General features: G+C 56.4%; 22 protein-coding genes and 1 other annotated feature. Of the genes, 1 reads left to right on the top strand and 21 read right to left on the bottom strand.

Annotation, left to right across the window (positions count from 1 at the left end; all coding sequences use genetic code 11):
• Positions 1-10: 10 nt before the first annotated feature.
• The 3 genes from rplC to C8P63_RS12835 all read right to left on the bottom strand — a co-directional run bounded on the left by rplC (position 11) and on the right by C8P63_RS12835 (position 1,713).
• Positions 11-640, bottom strand: coding sequence for a 50S ribosomal protein L3 (gene rplC / locus C8P63_RS12845; RefSeq protein WP_108024823.1), 630 nt, complete (start codon positions 638-640; stop codon positions 11-13).
• Between the two features lie 35 nt (positions 641-675).
• Positions 676-984, bottom strand: coding sequence for a 30S ribosomal protein S10 (gene rpsJ / locus C8P63_RS12840; protein WP_108024820.1), 309 nt, complete (start codon positions 982-984; stop codon positions 676-678).
• Between the two features lie 357 nt (positions 985-1,341).
• The gene (locus C8P63_RS12835; RefSeq protein WP_108024818.1) at positions 1,342-1,713 is read right to left on the bottom strand and encodes a cupin domain-containing protein; all 372 of its coding nucleotides are present in this window, start codon (positions 1,711-1,713) and stop codon (positions 1,342-1,344) included.
• 235 nt (positions 1,714-1,948) lie between these two features.
• Here C8P63_RS12835 and C8P63_RS12830 point away from each other — a divergent pair, with 235 nt between their 5' ends.
• Positions 1,949-2,362, top strand: coding sequence for a PepSY domain-containing protein (locus C8P63_RS12830; protein ID WP_108024815.1), 414 nt, complete (start codon positions 1,949-1,951; stop codon positions 2,360-2,362).
• Between the two features lie 58 nt (positions 2,363-2,420).
• On the opposite strand, the gene C8P63_RS12825 is transcribed toward C8P63_RS12830, so the two are convergent.
• The 18 genes from C8P63_RS12825 to rpmG all read right to left on the bottom strand — a co-directional run bounded on the left by C8P63_RS12825 (position 2,421) and on the right by rpmG (position 21,904).
• The gene (locus tag C8P63_RS12825) at positions 2,421-2,843 is read right to left on the bottom strand and encodes a hypothetical protein (protein WP_108024813.1); all 423 of its coding nucleotides are present in this window, start codon (positions 2,841-2,843) and stop codon (positions 2,421-2,423) included.
• Positions 2,844-2,900: 57 nt separating this feature from the next.
• A complete protein-coding gene (locus tag C8P63_RS12820) occupies positions 2,901-4,592 on the bottom strand; it encodes a carbon starvation CstA family protein (RefSeq protein ID WP_108024811.1) in 1,692 nt (563 codons plus the stop codon).
• Between the two features lie 167 nt (positions 4,593-4,759).
• On the bottom strand, positions 4,760-4,996 hold the full coding sequence (locus tag C8P63_RS12815; RefSeq protein WP_245920879.1) for an LVIVD repeat-containing protein: 237 nt from the start codon (positions 4,994-4,996) through the stop codon (positions 4,760-4,762).
• Positions 4,997-5,225: 229 nt separating this feature from the next.
• A complete protein-coding gene (tuf, locus tag C8P63_RS12810; RefSeq protein ID WP_108024807.1) occupies positions 5,226-6,416 on the bottom strand; it encodes an elongation factor Tu in 1,191 nt (396 codons plus the stop codon).
• A 112-nt stretch (positions 6,417-6,528) separates the two neighbouring features.
• Positions 6,529-8,604: an elongation factor G gene (fusA, locus tag C8P63_RS12805; RefSeq protein ID WP_108024805.1), complete on the bottom strand. Its 2,076-nt coding sequence runs from the start codon at positions 8,602-8,604 to the stop codon at positions 6,529-6,531.
• A gap of 51 nt (positions 8,605-8,655) precedes the next feature.
• Positions 8,656-9,126, bottom strand: coding sequence for a 30S ribosomal protein S7 (gene rpsG / locus C8P63_RS12800; protein WP_108024803.1), 471 nt, complete (start codon positions 9,124-9,126; stop codon positions 8,656-8,658).
• A gap of 44 nt (positions 9,127-9,170) precedes the next feature.
• Positions 9,171-9,584, bottom strand: coding sequence for a 30S ribosomal protein S12 (gene rpsL / locus C8P63_RS12795; protein ID WP_108024801.1), 414 nt, complete (start codon positions 9,582-9,584; stop codon positions 9,171-9,173).
• Between the two features lie 141 nt (positions 9,585-9,725).
• Entirely contained in the window at positions 9,726-9,974 is a 249-nt protein-coding gene (locus tag C8P63_RS12790) for a 50S ribosomal protein L7ae-like protein (protein WP_108024798.1), read from the bottom strand.
• Positions 9,975-10,100: 126 nt separating this feature from the next.
• Complete coding sequence (rpoC, locus tag C8P63_RS12785; RefSeq protein WP_108024796.1) at positions 10,101-13,721, bottom strand: DNA-directed RNA polymerase subunit beta'; 3,621 nt, start codon at positions 13,719-13,721, stop codon at positions 10,101-10,103.
• 98 nt (positions 13,722-13,819) lie between these two features.
• Positions 13,820-17,356 (bottom strand): DNA-directed RNA polymerase subunit beta, encoded by a 3,537-nt coding sequence (gene rpoB, locus C8P63_RS12780; RefSeq protein ID WP_108024794.1) that lies wholly within the window; start codon positions 17,354-17,356, stop codon positions 13,820-13,822.
• A 330-nt stretch (positions 17,357-17,686) separates the two neighbouring features.
• Positions 17,687-18,298 (bottom strand): class I SAM-dependent methyltransferase, encoded by a 612-nt coding sequence (locus C8P63_RS12775; protein ID WP_108024792.1) that lies wholly within the window; start codon positions 18,296-18,298, stop codon positions 17,687-17,689.
• A 69-nt stretch (positions 18,299-18,367) separates the two neighbouring features.
• Positions 18,368-18,733: a 50S ribosomal protein L7/L12 gene (rplL, locus tag C8P63_RS12770; RefSeq protein WP_108024790.1), complete on the bottom strand. Its 366-nt coding sequence runs from the start codon at positions 18,731-18,733 to the stop codon at positions 18,368-18,370.
• Between the two features lie 78 nt (positions 18,734-18,811).
• A complete protein-coding gene (gene rplJ / locus C8P63_RS12765; RefSeq protein ID WP_108024788.1) occupies positions 18,812-19,321 on the bottom strand; it encodes a 50S ribosomal protein L10 in 510 nt (169 codons plus the stop codon).
• Between the two features lie 26 nt (positions 19,322-19,347).
• Positions 19,348-19,498 (bottom strand) — a sequence feature (ribosomal protein L10 leader region).
• Positions 19,499-19,541: 43 nt separating this feature from the next.
• Positions 19,542-20,240, bottom strand: coding sequence for a 50S ribosomal protein L1 (gene rplA / locus C8P63_RS12760; protein WP_108024786.1), 699 nt, complete (start codon positions 20,238-20,240; stop codon positions 19,542-19,544).
• Between the two features lie 87 nt (positions 20,241-20,327).
• Positions 20,328-20,753: a 50S ribosomal protein L11 gene (rplK, locus tag C8P63_RS12755; RefSeq protein WP_108024914.1), complete on the bottom strand. Its 426-nt coding sequence runs from the start codon at positions 20,751-20,753 to the stop codon at positions 20,328-20,330.
• A 163-nt stretch (positions 20,754-20,916) separates the two neighbouring features.
• Entirely contained in the window at positions 20,917-21,450 is a 534-nt protein-coding gene (gene nusG, locus C8P63_RS12750) for a transcription termination/antitermination protein NusG (protein WP_108024784.1), read from the bottom strand.
• A gap of 52 nt (positions 21,451-21,502) precedes the next feature.
• Positions 21,503-21,724, bottom strand: a complete 222-nt coding sequence (gene secE / locus C8P63_RS12745) for a preprotein translocase subunit SecE (RefSeq protein WP_108024782.1) — start codon at positions 21,722-21,724, stop codon at positions 21,503-21,505.
• 30 nt (positions 21,725-21,754) lie between these two features.
• Positions 21,755-21,904 (bottom strand): 50S ribosomal protein L33, encoded by a 150-nt coding sequence (rpmG, locus tag C8P63_RS12740; RefSeq protein ID WP_108024780.1) that lies wholly within the window; start codon positions 21,902-21,904, stop codon positions 21,755-21,757.
• Positions 21,905-22,184 lie beyond the last annotated feature (280 nt).

Raw genomic sequence — 22,184 nt, 5'->3', positions numbered from 1 at the left:
CCGTCAACAGTTATTGCGCGGCTTTCACCGCGGATTTGATGACAACATAGCTGTTTTTCGGACCCGGGATGGAACCTTTGATCAAGATCAGGTTCTTCTCAGGATCCACTTTGACGATTTCCAGGTTCTGAACCGTCACTTTTTCGCCGCCCATGCGTCCCGGGAGGGTCTGGCCCTTGAACACGCGCATCGGGTCGATGGCACCCAAGGAACCGGGTCCGCGATGGTAGCGGGAACCGTGGCTCATCGGACCGCGGGCTTGGTTATGCCGTTTGATCGCGCCGGCAAAACCTTTCCCTTTCGACGTGGCGGTGACATCCACCTTTTCCCCTTCACTGAACAGGTCCGCTTTCAAAACTTGCCCCAGTTCATACTCGGCCGGGTTCATGCCGCGGACCTCACGGATGAACTTCTTGGGAGTGGTTCCCGCTTTTTTGGCGTGGCCCGTCTCCGGACGGTTGGCCCGGTGCTCTTTCTTGTCACCGTATCCGAGCTGCACGGATTCATAGCCGTCGGTTTCCACTTCTTTTTTCTGAAGCACAGAGCACGGACCGGCCTCGATGACCGTTACGGGGATGGAGGTACCATCTTCAGTGAATACCTGGGTCATCCCCAGCTTTTTACCGAGAATCCCTTTCACGTCGCACACCTCCTGACGGCTGGTTTGCTTTTGATTCAAAGTTTGATTTCAATGTCAACGCCGGACGGCAAGTCGAGTCGCATCAGCGCATCCACGGTTTGCGGCGTGGGATTGACGATGTCGATCAGCCGCTTGTGGGTCCGCATCTCGAACTGCTCCCGCGAATCCTTGTATTTGTGAACCGCACGAAGAATCGTGTACACAGACCGCTCCGTCGGCAGCGGGATCGGTCCGGATACATCCGCGCCCGTACGGTTCGCCGTATCGACGATTTTTTCCGCAGATTGATCCAATACACGGTGATCGTACGCCTTCAAGCGAATGCGAATCTTTTGCTTTGCCATGCATGCCCCTCCTTTTCGCTCATTTTTTAAATGAACTTGCTCCGCGGAAATTTCCCCACACACCCCATGGCAAAGGGGCCGGGTGTGTCGGCAACCTTCCACATCATCGCCGTTCAAAACCAACATTCCCTATTATACGGAAATGACCGGGCCAATGCAAGGAAAAGCGGGACCTGCCCCTTGTTTTTTCAAGGTCCGGTCCCTTCTCCCTTCCCATCTATACCGGCCTGACTGCCATTCTAACCAAGGATTTCTCCAGGAACAACATATTTTTATAGATTCATCCAGGCTTCATGGTCCGGGTAAACGCTTCCCCTTTTCTCGCAGCGAACTTAAATCACAACGCTTTTAGCTTTATCATGTTGATTTCCGTCCCACCTCCTCCATCCATTCCCCGGGCCGCATCTTTCCCCCTTCCACAATGATGACGGTCATGCCGGCATCGGTGCCGGATTCATGGTCTTCTCCTTCCTCCCAGAAGGCGGCTTGGCCGGCCCGGATGGGCACCTTGCCGTCGGCTTCGGTCCGGACCCACCCCTCTCCTCCGACGACGAGGAACAGCTGGGGTCCCGCCGCCGGGTGACAGCCCAGCACCGATCCCGGATCCAGGTGCAGGCAACCGATCTGGGTGAATCCGTCCCTGCGGAGGACCGGTGTGATCCGGACCCCGTGACTCTGGAACTTGCGGATGATTTTCCCCTTTTCCCGGTCAAAACGGAACAGCCGCACCCTCTCTCCTCCCCAACGGCCTGGTTGGCCGGGTTTATCCTATCAGAAGGTCTCTCTTCAAAACAGTCTGCCTTTTTTGAGCAGCGAATGATAAAATGGAAATAAAAGAGATCATTTCCTGCAATGCAAACCGCCGGGGCGAATTCCGGCGCTTTTTTAAACCTTCGGAGGAGTCCAAAAGAGATTGATTCCGATCAGGAGAAATCGTATCCTGAGGAAGAAAAGGAGGACCCCTATGAACGCGACAAAATTTTTTTTGATCATCGCCCTCACCGCTGTCACGGTCGGTGCCTCCGCAGGGGTGGCGTTGGGAGTGTACCAGTACATGCAGGAAAAGGACGGGGGAAAGGAGGCAACAGCCTCTCCCAACCCCGATGAGGGAAATAAAACGAAGGAGACCGGTGAAGACACGGGCCCCTCTGACACACAAGCTCCGCCTCTGCGGGGAGAAGACGGGCAAATCACCGCGGAAGCGGCCGCCCGCATCGCCCGGGAACAAGCCGGTGGCACCATCCAAAAAATCGAACTGGAGGAACAGGGAAAAAAATCGGTATTCAAGGTGGAGATACGGCTGGAGAACGATAAGAAAGCCAAACTGGAAATCAACGCCCGCACCGGCGAGATCGTGTTTGCCGAACTGGACGATTGAACCCCGGCACAAAACCCCCGGCCTCCATCAGGCCGGGGGTTTCTCACCACTCGAGGGGTCAGGCGACCGGTTCTTCCGACAGCCGGGCCTGAATCGCCCGAATCACTTTTTCTGTTTCGGGGACGCTTCCTGCGGCCACCGGGCTTCCATCGACCAGGACGGCAGTCGATGTGAATCCCTTCATCCAGTTCCGTCCCAGACGCACCGGGGAGAGTCCCGCCCGGCGACCGGCCTGCCACATCAGAGCGGTGTAGGAAAAGAGGTTGCGGGGATCCACCGCATCCACCCGGACCCGGTCTCCGAATCGGTCCCGGATGGCCCGGTAAAGGGTGCCCATCTCCTCCATAATCCGCCTCCGCTGGGGAAAGACACAGCCCTGATCCGACCACCGGCTGGCATCCCCTTCGATCCGGCCGCAACATCCCGAAGAAGACATCTGCATGTCGGCCTCCCGGACCAACAGAACATGGACCGGTTTCATTCTGTCCCCTCCTCCCTCATTCCTCCATTTGCTCCATTTTACCACGCATGCGAAGGGTTACGCTTCCGACTCCAATCCCCGAACGCTCTCCTTCCCCCGACTGAAAATCACGAACGCCTCCAGGATCAGCCAGATTTCAAAAATGAAGAGAATGGAACCGAGAATCAACAGCAAATACTGCCCGCTGGAAAAATAAGATACGAGGTTCAGGAACATGGCCCAGGAAGTCATGGTCAACAGGAAAATCATCGGGAACAGGGTGTAGACCATGTTCCGGGAGAGGCGCCAGAGCCAAATGGAGAGGACCAGCAAGGTCAACCCGCCCACCAGCTGATTGGTGGTTCCAAAAAGGGGCCAGATCAGGTAGCCGCCTTTTCCGTTTTCCTGGGAAAAGATCAAGAAGAAGCTGACCGCCATTCCCGACAGGGCGGCCACGTGTTTGTTGGTGAACGCCTTCACTCCGTAAGATTCGCCCAGCTCACTGATGATGTAACGCATCAGGCGGATCGACGTGTCCAAGGAGGTGGCGGCGAAACTGATCACGATCACGGCGACGAAAATCTCTGCGATCCCTTTGGGAATCCCCAGACCGGATGCAAACAGGGCGGCCCCGCTGACAAAAGCACTCAGCGCCCCGTCTCCCGCCTGGGCAAAGGTGGCGTAGTGGGCTTTCCACTCTCCGAGGTTGGAAAAAGCCGCCACACAGGCAATGATGGACAACAGCGCCAGCGTTCCTTCCCCGATGGCACCGAAGTAACCGATGTACCGGGCATCGGTCTCCTTATCCAGCTGTTTCGATGTCGTGCCCGAGCCGATCAACCCGTGGAATCCGGATATCGCTCCGCAGGCGATGGTGATAAACAGCACCGGAAACCAGGGAGGCGATCCCTCGGGAATGTCCGGATTGACCGCCGGTGCCACCACTTCCGGATTCATGATAAACATCCCGATATACAGGATGAACAACCCGAGGAAGAGCTGGTGAGAGTTAATGTAATCCCGGGGTTGCAACAGAGTCCAGACCGGGAGGATGGAGGCGATGTAGCCGTACACCATCAGGATGATGATCCAGAAGATGAAGGGATTGATCGCCATTCCCCCGATGGACCATCCGGTCACATCGACCGGAACATAATACCCCACCACCACAAAGGCGTACATCACGATGAGAGCGGCGATCGATGGAAACAGGATCCCCTTTTTCCATCGGTACACCATGTAACCGACGGCGACGGCCAGAGGAATTTCGATAAAGATCGGCAGCACACTACCCGGAAAATGGATGAAGAGGTTTGCGATCGCCCAGGCAAACACCGCATTCACCATAATGATCAGAAACAGGATGATCAGGAGGAACAGTGTCTTGGCCCGGGGACCGATGATCTGGTGGGTCAACGTCCCGATTGATTTTCCCTTGTGGCGGTTGGCCACGACAATCGATCCGAAATCATGCACCCCCGCGATGAAAACAGTCCCCAGAATCACCCACAAAAGAGCTGGCAGCCACCCCCAGAATACGGCGATGGCCGGCCCCAGGATGGGAGCCGCTCCCGCGACGGAGGAAAAATGGTGTCCCCACAACACATGTTTGTTGGCAGGCACATAATCCACCCCGTCGTTGTACCGGTGTGCCGGTGTCACATAATCCGGATCCAGACGATACACTTTCTCCGCGATGAACTTGGAATAAAAACGATAGCCGAGGAAGAAGGCCACAAACCCCAACAATGCCAACAAAACAGCGTTCACCCAAACTCCCCCTCGAAAAAGATACAGGAATGATTTGATTTTTCAATTTCTATTCGGGAAACAAAGGTGAAACTCCTCTTCCTCTTCTCTTGCGGCAGCGAAACCTTCTCCCTTTAATCAAATGATAAAAGCCGGCCCGAAGACCGGCTTTTCCTTTTTTACCATGTTTATCGGACCGGTTCCTTGTAGCCGCTCCGGCTCAACCGGACCACCTTCAGACCGGATCGCATGTCCGAGGCCAGAATTTCGTTCCGGTGCAAAAAGACCCCCCAGACCATCGCCCGGTCCGGCACATAGGAAGCGACTTCCACGGGGTTTTTCCGGTCGGAAATGTCGACAACCCGGACACCGTCGGAATAGTGGGAGAGGTAGAGGAGGTTTCCCTGCACTTTGGGGTCGTGCACGGTGTAAGTGCCCGGGGCCCGTTCTCCTTCTTTGATCTGACGGACGGAGTTTTCCGAACGGTAATCGCTGATCAGACGGGGGGTCTTTTTGTCGGAAATGTCGTAGATCCGGACATAGCCCCATCCCCGTTCAAATTTGGGATCGGCCGGATCCGGCTCAAAGACTTCCCGGGAATGGCCATTAAAAAAAGGACCCCCTCACAGGGAGTCCTTTCTTTGCGATCGGGAATTATTCGTTGATCGCGGTGACGGCACCGGCGCCGACGGTACGGCCGCCTTCCCGGATGGCAAAGCGGGTGCCGTCTTCAATGGCGATCGGGGCGATCAGTTCCACTTCCATTTCGACGTTGTCTCCGGGCATCACCATTTCGGTGCCTTCCGGCAATTGAATGACGCCGGTCACGTCGGTGGTGCGGAAGTAGAATTGGGGACGGTATCCGTTGAAGAAGGGGGTGTGACGACCGCCTTCTTCTTTGCTCAGGATGTAGACCTGGGCTTTAAATTTGGTGTGCGGTTTCACCGTGCCGGGCTTGGCCAACACTTGACCGCGCTGGATGTCTTCGCGGTTGACACCGCGCAAGAGAGCCCCGATGTTGTCACCGGCTTCCGCTTCGTCCATCATCTTGCGGAACATTTCCACCCCGGTAACAACGGTTTTGCGGGTTTCTTCTTTGATCCCGATGATTTCCACTTCATCGGAGACCTTGATGACACCGCGTTCCACACGACCGGTGGCCACGGTACCCCGACCGGTGATGGTGAAAACGTCCTCGATCGGCATCAGGAAAGGCTTATCTTTATCCCGTTCCGGGGTGGGGACGTATTCGTCCACGCTCCGCATCAGTTCGAGGATTTTTTCACCCCACTCGCTGCTCGGGTCCTCCAGGGCTTTCAGAGCGGAACCGGCCACCACCGGAATGTCGTCCCCGGGGAAATCGTACTCGGAAAGCAGCTCGCGGACTTCCATTTCCACCAGTTCCAAGAGCTCTTCGTCGTCCACCATATCCACTTTGTTCAGGAATACGACGATGCTCGGCACGCCGACCTGACGGGAGAGCAAGATGTGCTCACGGGTTTGCGGCATCGGACCGTCAGCGGCGGACACGACCAGGATGGCACCGTCCATTTGAGCCGCACCGGTGATCATGTTCTTCACGTAGTCGGCGTGGCCCGGGCAGTCCACGTGGGCATAGTGGCGGTTTTCGGTTTCATATTCCACGTGGGCGGTGGAGATGGTGATCCCCCGCTCTTTTTCTTCCGGGGCTTTGTCGATTTGGTCATAAGCCATCGCGGTAGACCCGCCGGTTTTCGCCAGGATCGTGGTGATCGCGGCGGTCAGAGTGGTTTTGCCGTGGTCCACGTGACCGATGGTACCAATGTTCACGTGCGGTTTGGTACGTTCGAACTTTTCTTTGGCCATGACTCGAAATCCTCCTTTGGATCTTTCGATTTAAGGTTGATGTATAAGGGAGAAAGCTGCGGAGCGGGCCAACCGCCCGCGCAACCTTCTTCACCGGGATAGGGTCCAGGGATCACTCGCCGGAGTTTTTGGCGATGATCTCATCAGCGATGGACTTGGGCACTTCTTCGTAGTGGTCGAAGTGCATGGTGTACTGCCCGCGGCCTTGAGTCCGGGAACGCAGGTTGGTGGCGTAACCGAACATCTCGGCCAAGGGGACCATCGCACGGATCACCTGGGCACCGCCTCGGCTCTCCATCCCTTCCACGCGTCCGCGGCGGGAGTTGACATCACCCATAATGTCCCCCATGTATTCTTCGGGAACGGTGACCTCGACCTTCATGATGGGCTCGAGAAGCACCGGGGAACACTTGGCTTTGGCGGCTTTGACCGCCATGGACCCCGCGATCTTGAAGGCCATCTCCGAAGAGTCCACATCGTGGTAGGATCCATCGTACAGAGTGGCCCGGACGTCCACCATCGGATAACCGGCCAGCACCCCGTTTTGAAGGGCTTCCTCCACGCCGGCCTGAACCGCCGGGATGTACTCTTTCGGGACGACCCCGCCGACAATCTTGTTGACGAACTCGAAACCGCTGCCTTCTTCCATGGGTTCGAATTCAATCCAGACGTGACCGTATTGACCGCGTCCGCCGGATTGCCGGATAAACTTCCCTTCGACCTTCGCCGAACTGCGGATCGTTTCGCGGTAAGCCACCTGCGGGTTCCCCACGTTGGCCTCCACTTTGAATTCCCGCTTCAGTCGGTCAACGATGACATCCAGGTGCAGCTCGCCCATGCCGGAAATGATGGTCTGCCCGGTCTCTTCGTTGGTTTCCGTCCGGAAGGTCGGATCTTCCTCGGCCAGTTTGGCGAGGGCGACCGCCATTTTGTCCTGATCGCTCTTGCTCTTCGGCTCGATGGCGACCGAGATCACCGGCTCAGGGAAGATCATGGATTCCAGGATGATGGGGTGTTTCGGATCGCACAGGGTATCCCCGGTGCCGGTGTCCTTCAGGCCGACGGCGGCGGCGATGTCCCCGGCGTAAACCGTCTTGATCTCTTCACGGGAATTGGCGTGCATCTGCAGGATCCGTCCCACCCGCTCACGTTTGTCCTTGGTGGAGTTCAGCACGTAGGAACCGGAATCCAGCGTACCCGAGTAGACCCGGAAGAAGGTCAATTTCCCCACATAGGGATCGGTCATGATCTTGAAGGCCAGAGCGGAGAAGGGTTCGTTGTCGTCGGACTTCCGCTCGGCTTCGCTGCCGTCGGGCAGTTCCCCCTGGATCGGAGGAACGTCCAGCGGGGAAGGCATGTAGTCGACGACGGCGTCCAACATCAGCTGAACTCCTTTGTTCTTGTAGGAAGAGCCGCACAGCACGGGAATGATCTCCACGTTGCAGACGCCTTTGCGAAGCGCCTTCTTCAACTCGTCTTCGGAGATTTCTTCCCCTTCCAAGTACTTCATCATCAGCTCTTCATCCAACTCGGAGATCGCTTCGATCATCTTGGTACGGTATTCTTCCGCCTGTTCCTTGTATTCATCCGGAATCTCCCGGGCTTCCGTGCGGGTGCCCAGGTCGTCGGTGTAATAGAAAGCCACGTTTTTGATCAGATCGATGATCCCTTCAAACTCGTCTTCCTTGCCGATCGGCAGCTGGATCGGAACCGCGTTGGCCCCGAGTCGTTCGCGCATCTGCTCGACGGCTCCGAAGAAGTCCGCACCGACGATATCCATTTTATTGATATAGGCGATACGGGGTACTTGGTATTTGTCCGCCTGGTGCCAGACGGTTTCGGACTGGGGTTCCACGCCACCTTTGGCGCAGAAGACCCCCACCGCCCCATCCAGAACGCGCAGGGAACGCTCCACCTCGACGGTGAAATCCACGTGTCCGGGGGTATCGATAATGTTGATCCGGTGATCTTTCCACTGACAGGTGGTGGCAGCGGATGTGATCGTGATCCCCCGTTCCTGTTCCTGTTCCATCCAGTCCATGGTGGCGGCGCCTTCATGCACTTCACCGATCTTGTGCACGCGGCCGCTGTAGAACAGAATCCGTTCGGTCGTTGTGGTCTTACCAGCGTCGATGTGAGCCATAATCCCGATGTTGCGCGTGTCTTTCAAGGAGAATTCACGTGCCATCGGAAATGTCTCCTTTCATGTTGGCAAAAGATAATGGAGCCTGTGAACGGATTACCAACGATAGTGGGCGAATGCGCGGTTGGCTTCCGCCATACGGTGCATGTCTTCTTTCTTTTTGACAGCGGCACCCGTATTGTTGGCTGCATCCATCAGCTCATTGGCCAAGCGCTCCTGCATGGATTTTTCATTCCGCAGGCGGGCGTAGTTGACCAACCAGCGAAGCGCGAGGCTGGTGCGACGCTCCGGCTTCACTTCCACCGGAACCTGATAGTTGGCACCACCGACGCGGCGTGCTTTCACTTCCAGGACCGGCATCACATTTTTCATCGCCTGCTCAAACACTTCCATCGGATCTTTACCCGAGCGTTCACGAACGATATCGAATGCGTCATAGAGGATACGCTGGGCCTTTCCCTTTTTCCCGTCCAACATCAGCCGGTTGATCAGACGGGTCACCAGCTTGCTGTTGTAAATCGGGTCGGGCAATACTTCCCGGCGCGGTATGGGTCCTTTACGCGGCACAAGTCTTCCCTCCTTTGTCTCTTGGCTGTCTTAGTGCAGTGATGTTATTTTTTCGGCCGTTTGGCACCGTATTTGGAGCGGCCCTGCATCCGGTTTTGCACACCGGCGGTGTCAAGGGCGCCCCGGACGATGTGGTAACGGACACCAGGAAGGTCTTTGACCCGTCCGCCACGGACCAGTACCACGGAGTGCTCCTGCAGGTTGTGACCGATCCCCGGGATGTAAGCCGTCACTTCAATGCCGTTGGAAAGACGGACACGGGCGTACTTCCGGAGCGCGGAGTTCGGCTTCTTCGGCGTCATGGTCCCGACACGGGTGCACACGCCCCGTTTTTGCGGGGAGCTTTGCCGGGTGGTTTCTTTGCGATGGCTGTTGTAGCCGTATTGCAACGCCGGTGCGGTGGATTTCTCCACTTTGCGTTTCCGGCCTTTGCGGATTAATTGGTTAATTGTGGGCATAGGTGTCACCTCCTCGCAATTGTAAGTCCACAGAGCCAGGCGGTTCATTTTTTCGCGCAAAATTGGAAGCCATACCCAAACACCGACCGCGCCCATATTACTCGGCACGCGGTCAGGTCTGGGTCGGCCGTTCCAATTTATTTACTCCAATATCGCGGCCGTTGCGGCTCCGACGTCAATCCCGCAAGCTTTTCCAAGCTCTTTCATCGAATCGACGTAAAGAACGGCCACTCCATGGTTCCGGCACAGCTGGACCAAAGATTGCGTGATGTGTTCATCTGCATCTGCCGCAATCAGGACCTCACGTGCCTTCCCCTGTTGAATCGCCTTTTTGGTCTGCTTGGCTCCGATCCATAAGCTCTTAGCGCTCTTCACTTTTTCATAAGACATAAAACACGCCCTCCAAAGTGAAATGACCCAAGCACACGACGATATCTTACCACCTGCACAGGGTGTTGTCAACAAGTGGATAGAGGCCCGGTCCGGGGATTCCCGGGACCGGATCCCCCCCACCACTTACTCGACCAGGACTTTTTCTTCCGGGGTGTCGGCTTCCGATGCCGCCGTGGATTTTTCCATGTCCACGGCCAAATTGCGGTAACGGGACATCCCCGTTCCTGCGGGGACCAGTTTCCCGATGATGACGTTCTCCTTGAGCCCGAGCAATCGGTCCACTTTCCCTTTGATGGCCGCATCGGTCAGCACGCGGGTGGTTTCTTGGAAAGAGGCAGCGGAGAGGAAGGACTCGGTCTCCAGGGAAGCCTTCGTGATCCCGAGCAGGATGGGACGGGCCACGGCCGGTTCGCCTCCTTCGAGGAGAACCTTCCGGTTGGCTTCTTCGTAATCATGCAGGTCGACAAAGGAACCGGGCAACAAATCGGTCTCCCCGGCATCGGTGATGCGGACTTTGCGCATCATCTGACGGATCATCACTTCGACGTGTTTGTCGTTGATCTCCACCCCTTGCAGCCGGTACACTTTCTGCACTTCCTGCAGGATGTACTCCTGTGCGCCGCGAACCCCTTTGACCCGAAGCAGTTCCTTCGGATCGATGGAGCCTTCGGTCAGGTCGTCTCCAGCTTCCACCTGATCCCCTTCGGCCACCTTCAGACGGGATCCGTAAGGGAACTGGTAGGTCTTGGTCTCGACCTCCCCTTCGATTTCGATTTCGCGGCGATCTTTCACCTCGCGGATCTCTTTGACGACCCCCGCAATTTCGGTGATGGTGGCCTGCCCTTTCGGGTTGCGGGCTTCAAAGAGCTCCTGAATCCGGGGCAGACCCTGGGTGATGTCGTCGCCGGCGACGCCGCCGGTGTGGAAGGTCCGCATGGTCAGCTGGGTACCCGGTTCACCGATGGACTGTGCGGCGATGATCCCCACGGCTTCGCCGATCTCCACCGGTGTCCCGAGCGCCAGATTGCGGCCGTAGCACTTGCGGCACACCCCGTGATGGGTACGGCAATTGAGGACCGAACGGATAACCACTTCTTCGATCCCCGCTTCGACAATCCGCGAGGCTTTTTCCTCGTCGATCAATTCGTTCGGATGGGCCAGCACTTCTCCCGTTTCCGGGTGACGGACGGTCTGGAAAGCGACACGACCCACGATCCGGTCGAACAACTCTTCGATGACCTCTCCGCCGTCGGCAATCTTGCTCACCGGAAGCCCTTTGTCCGTACCGCAATCGTCTTCGCGGACAATCACGTCCTGGGCCACGTCGACCAGACGGCGGGTCAGATAACCGGAGTCAGCCGTGCGGAGCGCGGTGTCGGCCAGACCTTTCCGGGCCCCGTGGGTGGAGATGAAGTACTCCAACACCGTCAGTCCTTCCCGGAAGTTCGATTTAATGGGCAACTCGATGATCCGGCCGGAGGGATTGGCCATCAGACCGCGCATCCCGGCCAGCTGAGTGATCTGGGAGACGTTCCCCCGGGCGCCGGAGTTGGCCATCATGTAAATGGGGTTGAATTTGCCCAATTTCTTCATCAGGACGTCGGTGATGTCGTCCTTGGCCTGGCTCCAGATCGAGATCACCCGTTCATAGCGTTCCTCCTCGGTAATCAGGCCGCGGCGGTACTGTTTGAGCACAGCCTGGACTTTCTTTTCGGCCTCGTCGAGAATGTTCTGTTTCTCCTCCGGCACCACCACGTCGGAGACGGACATCGTAATCCCGGCTTTGGTGGAGTAGGAATAGCCGAGGGCTTTCATGTTGTCCATGAGCACCGAGGTCTCTTTGGTTCCGAAACGGCGGAAACACTCAGCGATCAGGGTGCCGAGATACCCTTTCTTAAGGGCCTCCTGTTCCGGCATTTCCTTGATCTTGGCGGGAATGTCGACCCCTTTGTCATAGACGAGGTATTTCTCCGGTATCCCGTCCACCAGGTTGGCCTTGCTGGGCTCATTGATGTAAGGAAATTCCGGCGGGAAGATTTCGTTGAAAATCAACTTTCCAACGGTGGTCAGAAGCAACGCATCCTGTTGCTTTTCGGTAAATGACGGTTTGTTGAGACTCTTCACCGGAACAGCGATCCGGGTGTGCAGGGTCACATAGTTCTGAGTATAGGCATTGATGGCCTCTCCCGGGCTGGTGAACACCTTGCCCTCCCCCCGAGCACCCGCTTTCTCCAGCGTCAGGTAGTAGCTCCCCAAAACCATGTCCTGGGAGGGGGTGACCACGGGTTTTCCGTCTTTCGGGTTGAGGATATTTTGAGCGGCCAGCATCAACAGGCGGGCTTCCGCCTGAGCCTCCGCCGACAACGGAACGTGGACGGCCATCTGGTCCCCGTCGAAGTCCGCGTTGTAAGCAGTGCAGACAAGGGGGTGCAGCCGGATGGCCCGACCTTCCACCAAGATCGGCTCAAAAGCCTGAATTCCCAGGCGGTGAAGCGTCGGAGCCCGGTTCAAAAGCACCGGATGCTCTTTAATCACTTCCTCGAGGACATCCCATACTTCGGGATGAACCCGTTCCACCTTCCGCTTGGCGCTTTTAATGTTGTGAGCCAGGCCCTTGGCCACCAGTTCTTTCATCACGAAGGGTTTGAAGAGCTCCAGCGCCATTTCCTTGGGAAGGCCGCACTGGTAAATCTTCAGGTGAGGGCCGACCACGATCACGGAACGACCGGAGTAATCCACCCGTTTCCCCAGGAGATTCTGACGGAACCGTCCCTGCTTCCCTTTCAACATATGGGAAAGGGACTTAAGGGGGCGGTTGCCCGGGCCGGTGACCGGACGCCCGCGGCGCCCGTTGTCAATCAGGGCGTCCACGGCTTCCTGGAGCATCCGCTTCTCGTTCTGAACGATAATGTCGGGAGCTCCCAGGTCCAAAAGCCGCTTCAACCGATTGTTTCGATTGATGACCCGGCGGTATAGATCGTTCAGGTCGGAGGTGGCAAAGCGGCCGCCGTCCAGTTGAACCATGGGCCGAAGTTCCGGCGGGATAACCGGCAACACATCCAGCACCATCCATTCCGGATGGTTGCCGGAAGCCCGGAAGGCCTCAATAACCTCCAGCCGTTTGATCGCCCGGTTGCGGCGCTGTCCCTGGGCGGTCTGCATCTCTTCCTTCAGCATCTGGACTTCTTTATCCAAGTCGATTTCGGAAAGCAGACGCTTGATGGCCTCCGCCCCCATCATGGCCGTGAAGGCTTGCCCGTATTTCTCCCGGTAGTTGCGGTACTCTTTTTCGGACAGGAGCTGCTTTTTCTCCAGCGGAGTCTCTCCCGGGTCGACAACCACGTAGGAGGCGAAGTAGATCACTTCCTCCAGAGACCGGGGAGACATATCGAGCACCAGCCCCATGCGGCTGGGGATCCCTTTGAAGTACCAGATGTGGGAGACGGGAGCCGCCAGTTCGATGTGACCCATGCGCTCCCGCCGGACCTTGGATCGGGTCACTTCCACGCCGCAACGGTCACAGACGACACCCTTGTAACGGACCCGTTTGTATTTCCCGCAATGGCATTCCCAGTCCTTGGTGGGGCCGAAGATTTTTTCACAGAAAAGACCTTCTTTTTCCGGCTTCAGGGTCCGGTAATTGATCGTCTCCGGCTTTTTGACTTCACCCCGTGACCAAGAGCGGATTTTATTGGGTGAGGCTAGGCCGATTTTCATGAACTCAAAGTTGTTGACGTCCAGCACAGGGCATTCCTCCCTCAGGATCCTCCCGATTGACTCGTCAGTTCCGGGCGATGACCCTTTGTTGGCAAACGCCTCCTTGATCGAGGCCCGGCAAACCGTTATTTCGCTTGTTCCCTGTCCATGTCCAAGCCTGATCTCTCGGCGGCCGGTTCATCATCTTCGTCCAGTTCCCGAATCTCGATCTCCTCTTCATCCTCGGCAAGGATCTTGACGTCCATACCCAGGCTCTGGAGCTCTTTGATCAGCACCTTGAAGGATTCGGGAACGCCGGGCTCAGGGACGTTCTCTCCTTTGACGATGGATTCGTAGGTTTTCACGCGTCCCACGACATCGTCGGACTTGACGGTGAGAATCTCCTGAAGGGTGTAGGCGGCGCCATAGGCTTCCAGGGCCCACACCTCCATCTCGCCGAACCGCTGGCCTCCGAACTGGGCCTTCCCGCCAAGGGGCTGCTGTGTCACCAGGGAGTACGGTCCGGTGGACCGGGCGTGGATCTTGTCGTCCACCATGTGGGCCAGTTTGATCATATACATCACACCCACCGTCACCCGATTTTCGAAGGCTTCCCCGGTCCGTCCATCGTAGAGTTTGGTTTTGCCGTCGGGGTCCAGCCCCGCTTCCTCCAGGGCTTCGAAAACATCCTTCTCCGATGCCCCGTCGAAAACCGGGGTGGCCATATGAAGACCCATCGTCCGGGCGGCCATCCCGAGGTGGACTTCCAGCACCTGTCCGATGTTCATGCGGGAGGGCACGCCGAGGGGGTTGAGAACGACCTCCACCGGAGTCCCGTCGGGAAGGAAAGGCATATCCTCCTCGGGGAGAACCCGGGCAATCACCCCTTTGTTCCCGTGTCTTCCGGCCATTTTATCGCCTTCGGAAATCTTCCGCTTCTGGGCGATATAGACGCGAACCAACTGGTTGACCCCCGGCGGGAGTTCGTCTCCGTTTTCCCGTTCGAAAACCTTCACGTCGACGACGATTCCGTCGGTCCCGTGAGGCACGCGCAGGGAGGTGTCCCGCACTTCCCGGGCTTTCTCACCGAAAATGGCGTGCAACAGGCGTTCTTCCGCCGTCAGTTCGGTGACTCCTTTCGGAGTGACTTTCCCCACCAGGATGTCCCCGGCTTTGATCTCCGCACCGATCCGGATGATTCCGCGTTCATCCAGGTTTTTCAGGGCTTCTTCCCCTACGTTGGGGATGTCCCGGGTAATTTCTTCCGGTCCCAATTTGGTGTCCCGGGCCTCGGATTCGTATTCTTCGATATGAACGGAAGTGTAGACATCCTCTTTCACCAGCTTTTCGGAAAGGAGGATGGCGTCTTCGTAGTTGTACCCTTCCCAAGTCATAAACGCGACCAGGACGTTCCTTCCCAAGGCCAGTTCACCGGTGTCGGTGGAGGGACCGTCAGCGAGAATATCTCCTTTCTCCACCCGTTCCCCCGCCTGGACGATCGGTCGTTGGTTGATGCTGGTTCCCTGGTTGGAACGGATGTACTTATGCAACTTGTATTTATCCAAGTCACCCCGGACCAGTTGGCCGTCCACCTCTTCCTCGTGGCGCACCCAGACCTCGTCGGCCGTCACCCGTTCCACGACACCGGGCCGTTTGGCCAAGACCATGACACCGGAATCCCGGGCGGCTTTATATTCCATGCCGGTCCCGATGTACGGCGCTTCCGGTTTCAGAAGCGGTACCGCTTGCCGTTGCATGTTGGAACCCATGAGCGCCCGGTTGGAGTCGTCGTTCTCCAAAAAGGGGATACAGGCCGTCGCCACGGAAACCACCTGTTTCGGGGAGACGTCCATATAGTCGATCCGCTCCCTCGGGACAGGAATGATCTCTTCCTTGTAGCGGGCCACCACCTGTTCGTTGGCGAACTGTCCGTCCTCCTGCAGCGGGGCGTTCGCTTGCGCCACGTAGTAGTTATCCTCTTCATCCGCCGTCAGGTAGACGATCTCATCCATCACCCGATTGGTCTCCGGATCCACCTTCCGGTACGGTGTTTCAATGAAACCGTACTCGTTGATCCGGGCATAGGTGGAAAGCGAGTTGATCAGCCCGATGTTCGGACCTTCCGGCGTCTCGATCGGGCACATCCGTCCATAGTGGGAGTGGTGGACGTCCCGAACCTCGAAGCCGGCCCGCTCCCGGGTCAGACCGCCGGGTCCCAAGGCCGAAAGACGGCGCTTGTGGGTCAGTTCCGCCAAGGGATTGGTCTGGTCCATGAACTGGGATAACTGACTGGAGCCGAAAAACTCCTTGATCGACGCAATCACCGGACGGATATTGATCAGTGCCTGCGGTGTGATCGCGTTGGCATCCTGAATCGACATCCGTTCCCGAACCACCCGCTCCATACGGGAAAGACCGATGCGGAACTGGTTTTGCAGAAGTTCCCCGACGGAGCGGAGCCGCCGGTTCCCCAAGTGATCGATGTCGTCCGTGCTGCCCACGCCGTGGAGAAGGTTGATGAAATAGTTGATGGAAGCGACGATGTCCTCCGGCGTGATATGTTTGACACTCTTGTCGATCTGGCCATTGGAGATGACCCGGATCACCTTTCCGTCCTCGACAGGAGAGAAGATCTTGATCGATTGCAGACGGAGCAGACCGTCTTCCGGCACGCCCCCGCGGACGGAGTGTTCGGTCCAGCCGATTCCGCCTTCCTGTTCGAGGAACGGCAGCAGGCGGTTCATTATGCGGCGGTCCACCACCTGGCCGGCCTCCGCGATGATCTCCCCGGTCTCGGGGTCAACGACGGTTTCGGCCAGCTTCTGGTTCAAGAGGCGGTTTTTGATGTGAAGCTTTTTGTTCATCTTGTAACGGCCCACGTTAGCCAGGTCATACCGCTTCGGATCGAAAAAGCGGGAGTACAAGAGGCTCCGTGCGTTATCCGCCGTCGGCGGTTCTCCCGGACGCAGGCGCTCGTAGATTTCAATCAGCGCTTTTTCGGTATTGCCGGTATTGTCTTTGTCCAGCGTGTTCCTTACGTATTCGTCATCCCCGAGCAGATCCAGGATTTCGGCATCGCTGGAAAATCCGAGCGCACGCAAAAGGACCGTCACCGGAATCTTCCTTGTACGATCGATGCGTACAAAAAGAATATCCTTGGCGTCGGTTTCAAACTCCAGCCATGCCCCGCGGTTGGGGATCACGGTAGCTGTATATGTGGGTTTCCCGTTCTTGTCGACTTTGCTATTATAGTAGACACTGGGCGAGCGGACCAACTGGCTGACGATGACCCGTTCAGCCCCGTTGATAATGAAGGTCCCCGTGTCCGTCATCAACGGGAAGTCCCCCATAAAGACTTCCTGTTCTTTTACTTCGCCGGTTTCCTTGTTGATCAGCCGGACCTTGACACGGAGAGGTGCGGCATAGGTTACGTCCCGTTCCTTCGATTCATCGACGGAATACTTCGGTTCTTCCAGTGTATAATCGATGAACTCCAGAACCAAGTTACCGGTAAAGTCTTCAATCGGTGAGATATCCTGGAACATCTCTTTCAAGCCCTGTTCCAGGAACCACTGGTAAGATCGCTGCTGGATTTCGATCAGGTTGGGCAGTTCGAGCACCTCGGTGATTCTCGCGTAACTGCGCCGCTTACGCCGACCGTATTGGACAAGTTTACCTGCCAAACGAGCTCCCCCCTCGAACCCAGTCGATTGGTGCGTCACCCCCGCAAGGGCTCCTTCCATGCTTTCCTGACTCTGCAGTAAGCCAAACTGGATGTTCGCTGATGTTTCGGCCTTGACCGGCCGATGAAGCCTCTTAAACAAGTAATTATATAAATAACCCTAGGGTTCCTGTTTTTTCCAACCATGACGGTCTATTTACATAGCGTAACCAAAAAACGGGTTACTTATTCACAACAAAAAACACCCTTATGCTGTCGGATCCCAGATTCCCAGCAGTGGGTTTAGCATTCTAAAACGATACCACACCGCGGAACCAGTGTCAATGCCTGATCAATCTCCGCTCTCCTTCCGGGAGCGGAGAATCCAGAAGCCTTTTTTCTTTTCCACGATACCCACTTCGGGAAACAAGGTTTCCAGCTCTTTTTTTGCAGAAGCGCCCCCCTGCTGTTTTCGAATGACCACCCACAACGATCCCCCTGGCTCCAGTTGGTCACGGCATTCCCGGAACAACCGGTAAACGGTCTTCTTTCCGGTGCGGATCGGGGGATTCGTCAAAATCCCCGCAAAACGCCGTTGCCGGACAGCCTGAAGACCATCGCTCTCCAGCACTTCCACCCGGTCCTTTACCCCGTTGATACCGGCATTCCGCTCCGCCAGTTCCAGAGCCCTCCGGTTCACGTCCACCATGGTCACCCGGCACGCAGGCGCAAAGAAAGCACAGGCGATCCCGACGGGACCGTAGCCGCAGCCGAGATCCAGGATCTCCCCCGTTTCCGGAAGCTCCGCTGTTTCGATCAGGAGCCTCGTTCCAAAATCGATGCCCTTTTTGGAGAAAACACCGGCATCGGCTCGAAAGCGAAAAGCTTTTCCCCTCAAAATCGCTTGGATTTCCCGTTCATCCCTGGCGACGTCGGGATCGCCGGAATAATAGTGGTCCGCCATGCAATCACCTCAGCATGAAAAAAGACCTGCCGGCTGCATCGGCCGGCAGGTCCGGCTATCCGGCGGATGTTACTTCAATTCCACCGAGGCACCGGCTTCTTCCAGTTTGGATTTGATTTCTTCGGCTTCTTCTTTGGATGCCCCTTCTTTGACCGGGCTCGGAGCCCCGTCCACCAGGGCTTTGGCTTCCTTCAGACCCAAGCCGGTGATACCGCGAACCGCTTTGATGACGTTGATCTTGGAAGACCCGGCATCGGTCAGAACGACGTCGAATTCGGTTTGTTCCTCGGCAGCTGCCTCGCCAGCGCCTCCGCCGGCAACGGCCACCGGTGCGGCGGCGGTTACGCCGAACTCCTCTTCGATGGCTTTGACCAGATCGTTCAGTTCGAGCACACTCATGCCTTTAATGGCTTCGATGATTTGTTCTTTGCTCATGATAATACCTCCCATAAGCTTTTTCAAAACGGCGTTCCCGTCAGGAGCGACCGTCGGTTCAGTAAGCGTAATGAAGCTTTAAGCGCCTTCCCCTTCGCCTTCGCCCTCTTTGTCGGCCACTGCTTGAACGGCCAAGGCAAAATTGCGTATCGGGGCCTGCAGAACGGAGAGCAGCATGGACACGAGACCCTCATAGGAGGGAAGGTTAGCCAGCTCCTTGATTTCGTCGATGCTGATAACGCGACCTTCGAGGACCCCGCCTTTGATCTCCAGATCCTGATTCTCCTTGGCGAACTGGTTCAGCACTTTGGCCGGTGCGACTACATCTTCCTCGGAGAAGGCGACGGCCGTGGGACCCACCAAATGTTCGTCCAGTTCGCTCAGGTTGGTTTCGGCGGTGGCGCGCCGGATCATAGTGTTTTTCAGCACTTGGAAATCCACTCCGGCTTCACGGAGCTGCTTCCGCAGTTCCGTCATCTGTGCCACGTTGAGCCCGCGGTAATCCGTCAGAATCGTCGCCTTGCTGTTGGAGAGCTTTTCAACGATTTCAGCCACGATTTGCTTCTTCTTTTCGATTGCCGTGGACATGGACACACCTCCTTAAGATCGGAATCCGAGCAAATGAAAAAGCCTTCGCAGACAGACGAAGGCCGGGAACAATCTCCCATCCAAACAACAAATGGGGATGATCTCCGATACCTCGGCTGGGATGCTTTAAGCACCGACAGGTGCCCCGGCTGTCTGCGGTATCACTTTGATTCATTTGTCGGTGAGAAACGGGTTGGATTTATTCAACCAACCGCCGGATTCAGCGGCCGGTGAAACGCGATGTGTTGACCGGCACACCCGGTCCCATGGTGGAAGAGACCGTTGCGCTCTTCATGTATTGCCCTTTGGCGGCAGCCGGCTTGGCTTTGATCAGGGTTTCAGCCAAAACCCGGAAGTTTTCGGCCAGTTTCTCCTTGTCGAAGGAGACTTTTCCGATGGGGGCATGCACATTCCCGTTCCGGTCGGCACGGTACTCGATTTTACCCGCTTTCGCTTCCTCGACGGCTTTGGCCACATCAAAAGTCACGGTGCCGGTTTTCGGGTTCGGCATCAGGCCACGGGGACCGAGGATCCGGCCCAGTTTGCCGACCTGTCCCATCATGTCGGGAGTGGCGATGACCACGTCAAAGTCCAGCCAACCCTGGCTCACTTTGGAGACGAGGTCCTCTTCGCCGACATAATCAGCGCCAGCCTGTTCCGCTTCCTTCGCCTTTTCTCCCTTGGCGAAGACCAGAACCCGCTTGGTTTTCCCGGTCCCATGGGGCAGCACCACCGCGCCGCGGACCTGTTGATCGGCCCGTTTGGTATCGACGCCCAAACGGAAAGCCGCTTCAACGGTTTCGTCGAACTTGGCGGGAGCCACCTCTTTCACCAACTGGAGCGCCTCTTCGATCTCGTAGGATTGTTCCCGGTCGATCTTCTTCAGTGCTTCCTGATATTTCTTGCCATGTTTAGCCACGGTATTTCCTCCCTTCGTGGTAATAACGGATGATCCTCCCACTCACGCGGTCAGCCCGTGGCGGCTGACGACGCGTTGGAACGCCTGTCAGTCTTCGACGGCGATCCCCATGCTACGGGCGGTTCCTTCCACCATCCGCATGGCGGCCTCGACATTGGCGGCGTTCAGGTCAGGCATTTTCAGTTCCGCGATTTCGCGGATTTTATCCCGTTTAATGGTCGCCACTTTATTGCGGTTGGGCTCCCCCGAGGCTTTGTCGATGCCGGCTGCTTTTTTCAGGAGAACGGCAGCCGGAGGGGTTTTCGTTACAAAGGTGAACGAGCGATCTTCATAAACGGTGATTTCCACCGGAATGATCATACCCGCCTGATCGGCAGTGCGGGCGTTAAATTCCTTGCAGAAGCCCATGATGTTGACACCGGCTTGCCCCAGCGCGGGACCGACCGGCGGCGCCGGGTTGGCTTTACCGGCTGGAATCTGCAGCTTGACAACTTTGATCACTTTTTTGGCCACATCATCCAACTCCCTTCAAAAATGTGGTTCCCTCGGGTCAAGCCCTCCCACGGTCAAACAAACAGCGGGTGCGTCCGGGATGTGGCGCCGGTCCCGAATTCGCTGAACCCAAACATGGTAATTTTATCACGAATTAAGTCAAAACGGAAGGAAAACCATCCAATCAAATTTTTTCCACTTGGTTGAAGTCGAGCTCCACCGGGGTTTCCCGGCCGAACATGTTGACAAGCACCTTCAGCTTCCGGCGATGAGGATCCACTTCTTCGATGTTTCCGACGAAGTTGGCGAAGGGACCTTCCTTCACCTTCACGCTCTCGGACACGTTGAAATCGACCTTTGGCCGGGCTTCTTCCATCCCCATCTGGTTCAGGATGCGTTGGACTTCATCGGGCATAAGGGGGGTGGGTTTGGCTCCTCCCCCGGGAGATCCGACGAAACCCGTCACCCCCGGAGTATTGCGCACCACATACCACGAATCATCGGTCATCACCATCTCGACCAGAACATACCCCGGGAAAACCTTCCGCTGGACCGTCTTCCGTTTTCCGTCCTTGTGCTCGATCTCATCTTCCGTCGGCACCAGAACGCGAAAGATCTTGTCCTGCATATCCATTGAATGGACGCGTTTTTCCAGGTTGGTTTTCACCTTGTTCTCGTAGCCCGAGTAGGTGTGTACAACATACCAATTCTTCTCCATGAAAATCAGGGCGCGGGCCCTGTCCCCCCTTAAGACATATTTCCCCGTCCGATCATGTGATCCGCTCGACCAGGTTGGCAATCCCCAAATCAATGATGACGGTGAAGAGCGTCACAAAGATGACGGTAATGAGCACGACCAGGGTGTATTTAAAAAGCTCCTGTCGCGAGGGCCACCGGACCTTTTTCAGCTCTGCCACACCCGTACTGATAAAATTGGCAGTTCCGGTGACGCTCCTTTTGATACCGCTCCCGATTCGGCCGAGAAAACCCATGCGTGTTCCCCCCTGAGACATCTCAATTGATTATTTGGTTTCCCGGTGCAGTGTGTGCCCGTTGCAACGGGGGCAGTATTTACGGAATTCCATCCGGTCGGGATGCTTACGTTTATTTTTAGTGGACGAATAGTTACGCTCTTTGCATTCCGTACATGCCATCGTGATCAATACGCGCACGTTCAACACCTCCTCGATCCGCGCCCACAGTTTTTGACAGGCGTCTTACAAATACCCAAACAACATTATCATATGGAAATAAGCATGTCAACGAAATACAATACCCTTTCCATTATATCCGGGTAAAGTCGGGCTTTAAACTGCAAATAAAATCTTTCAACTTTTTTGGTTAAAGGGAGGATTTTGTAACTTGTTGTCGAACCATACTTTAAGAGAAGAAAAAACCGGGGGAACCCCGGTCATCGCCTTCAACTTTTAACAGAAATACTTCATTTGATGC

This window comes from Melghirimyces profundicolus, from assembly GCF_003054245.1.
Lineage (GTDB): Bacteria > Bacillota > Bacilli > Thermoactinomycetales > DSM-45169 > Melghirimyces > Melghirimyces profundicolus.
Note: the sequence above shows the minus strand (reverse complement) of the source record. Positions and strands in the feature narration are given on the sequence as shown.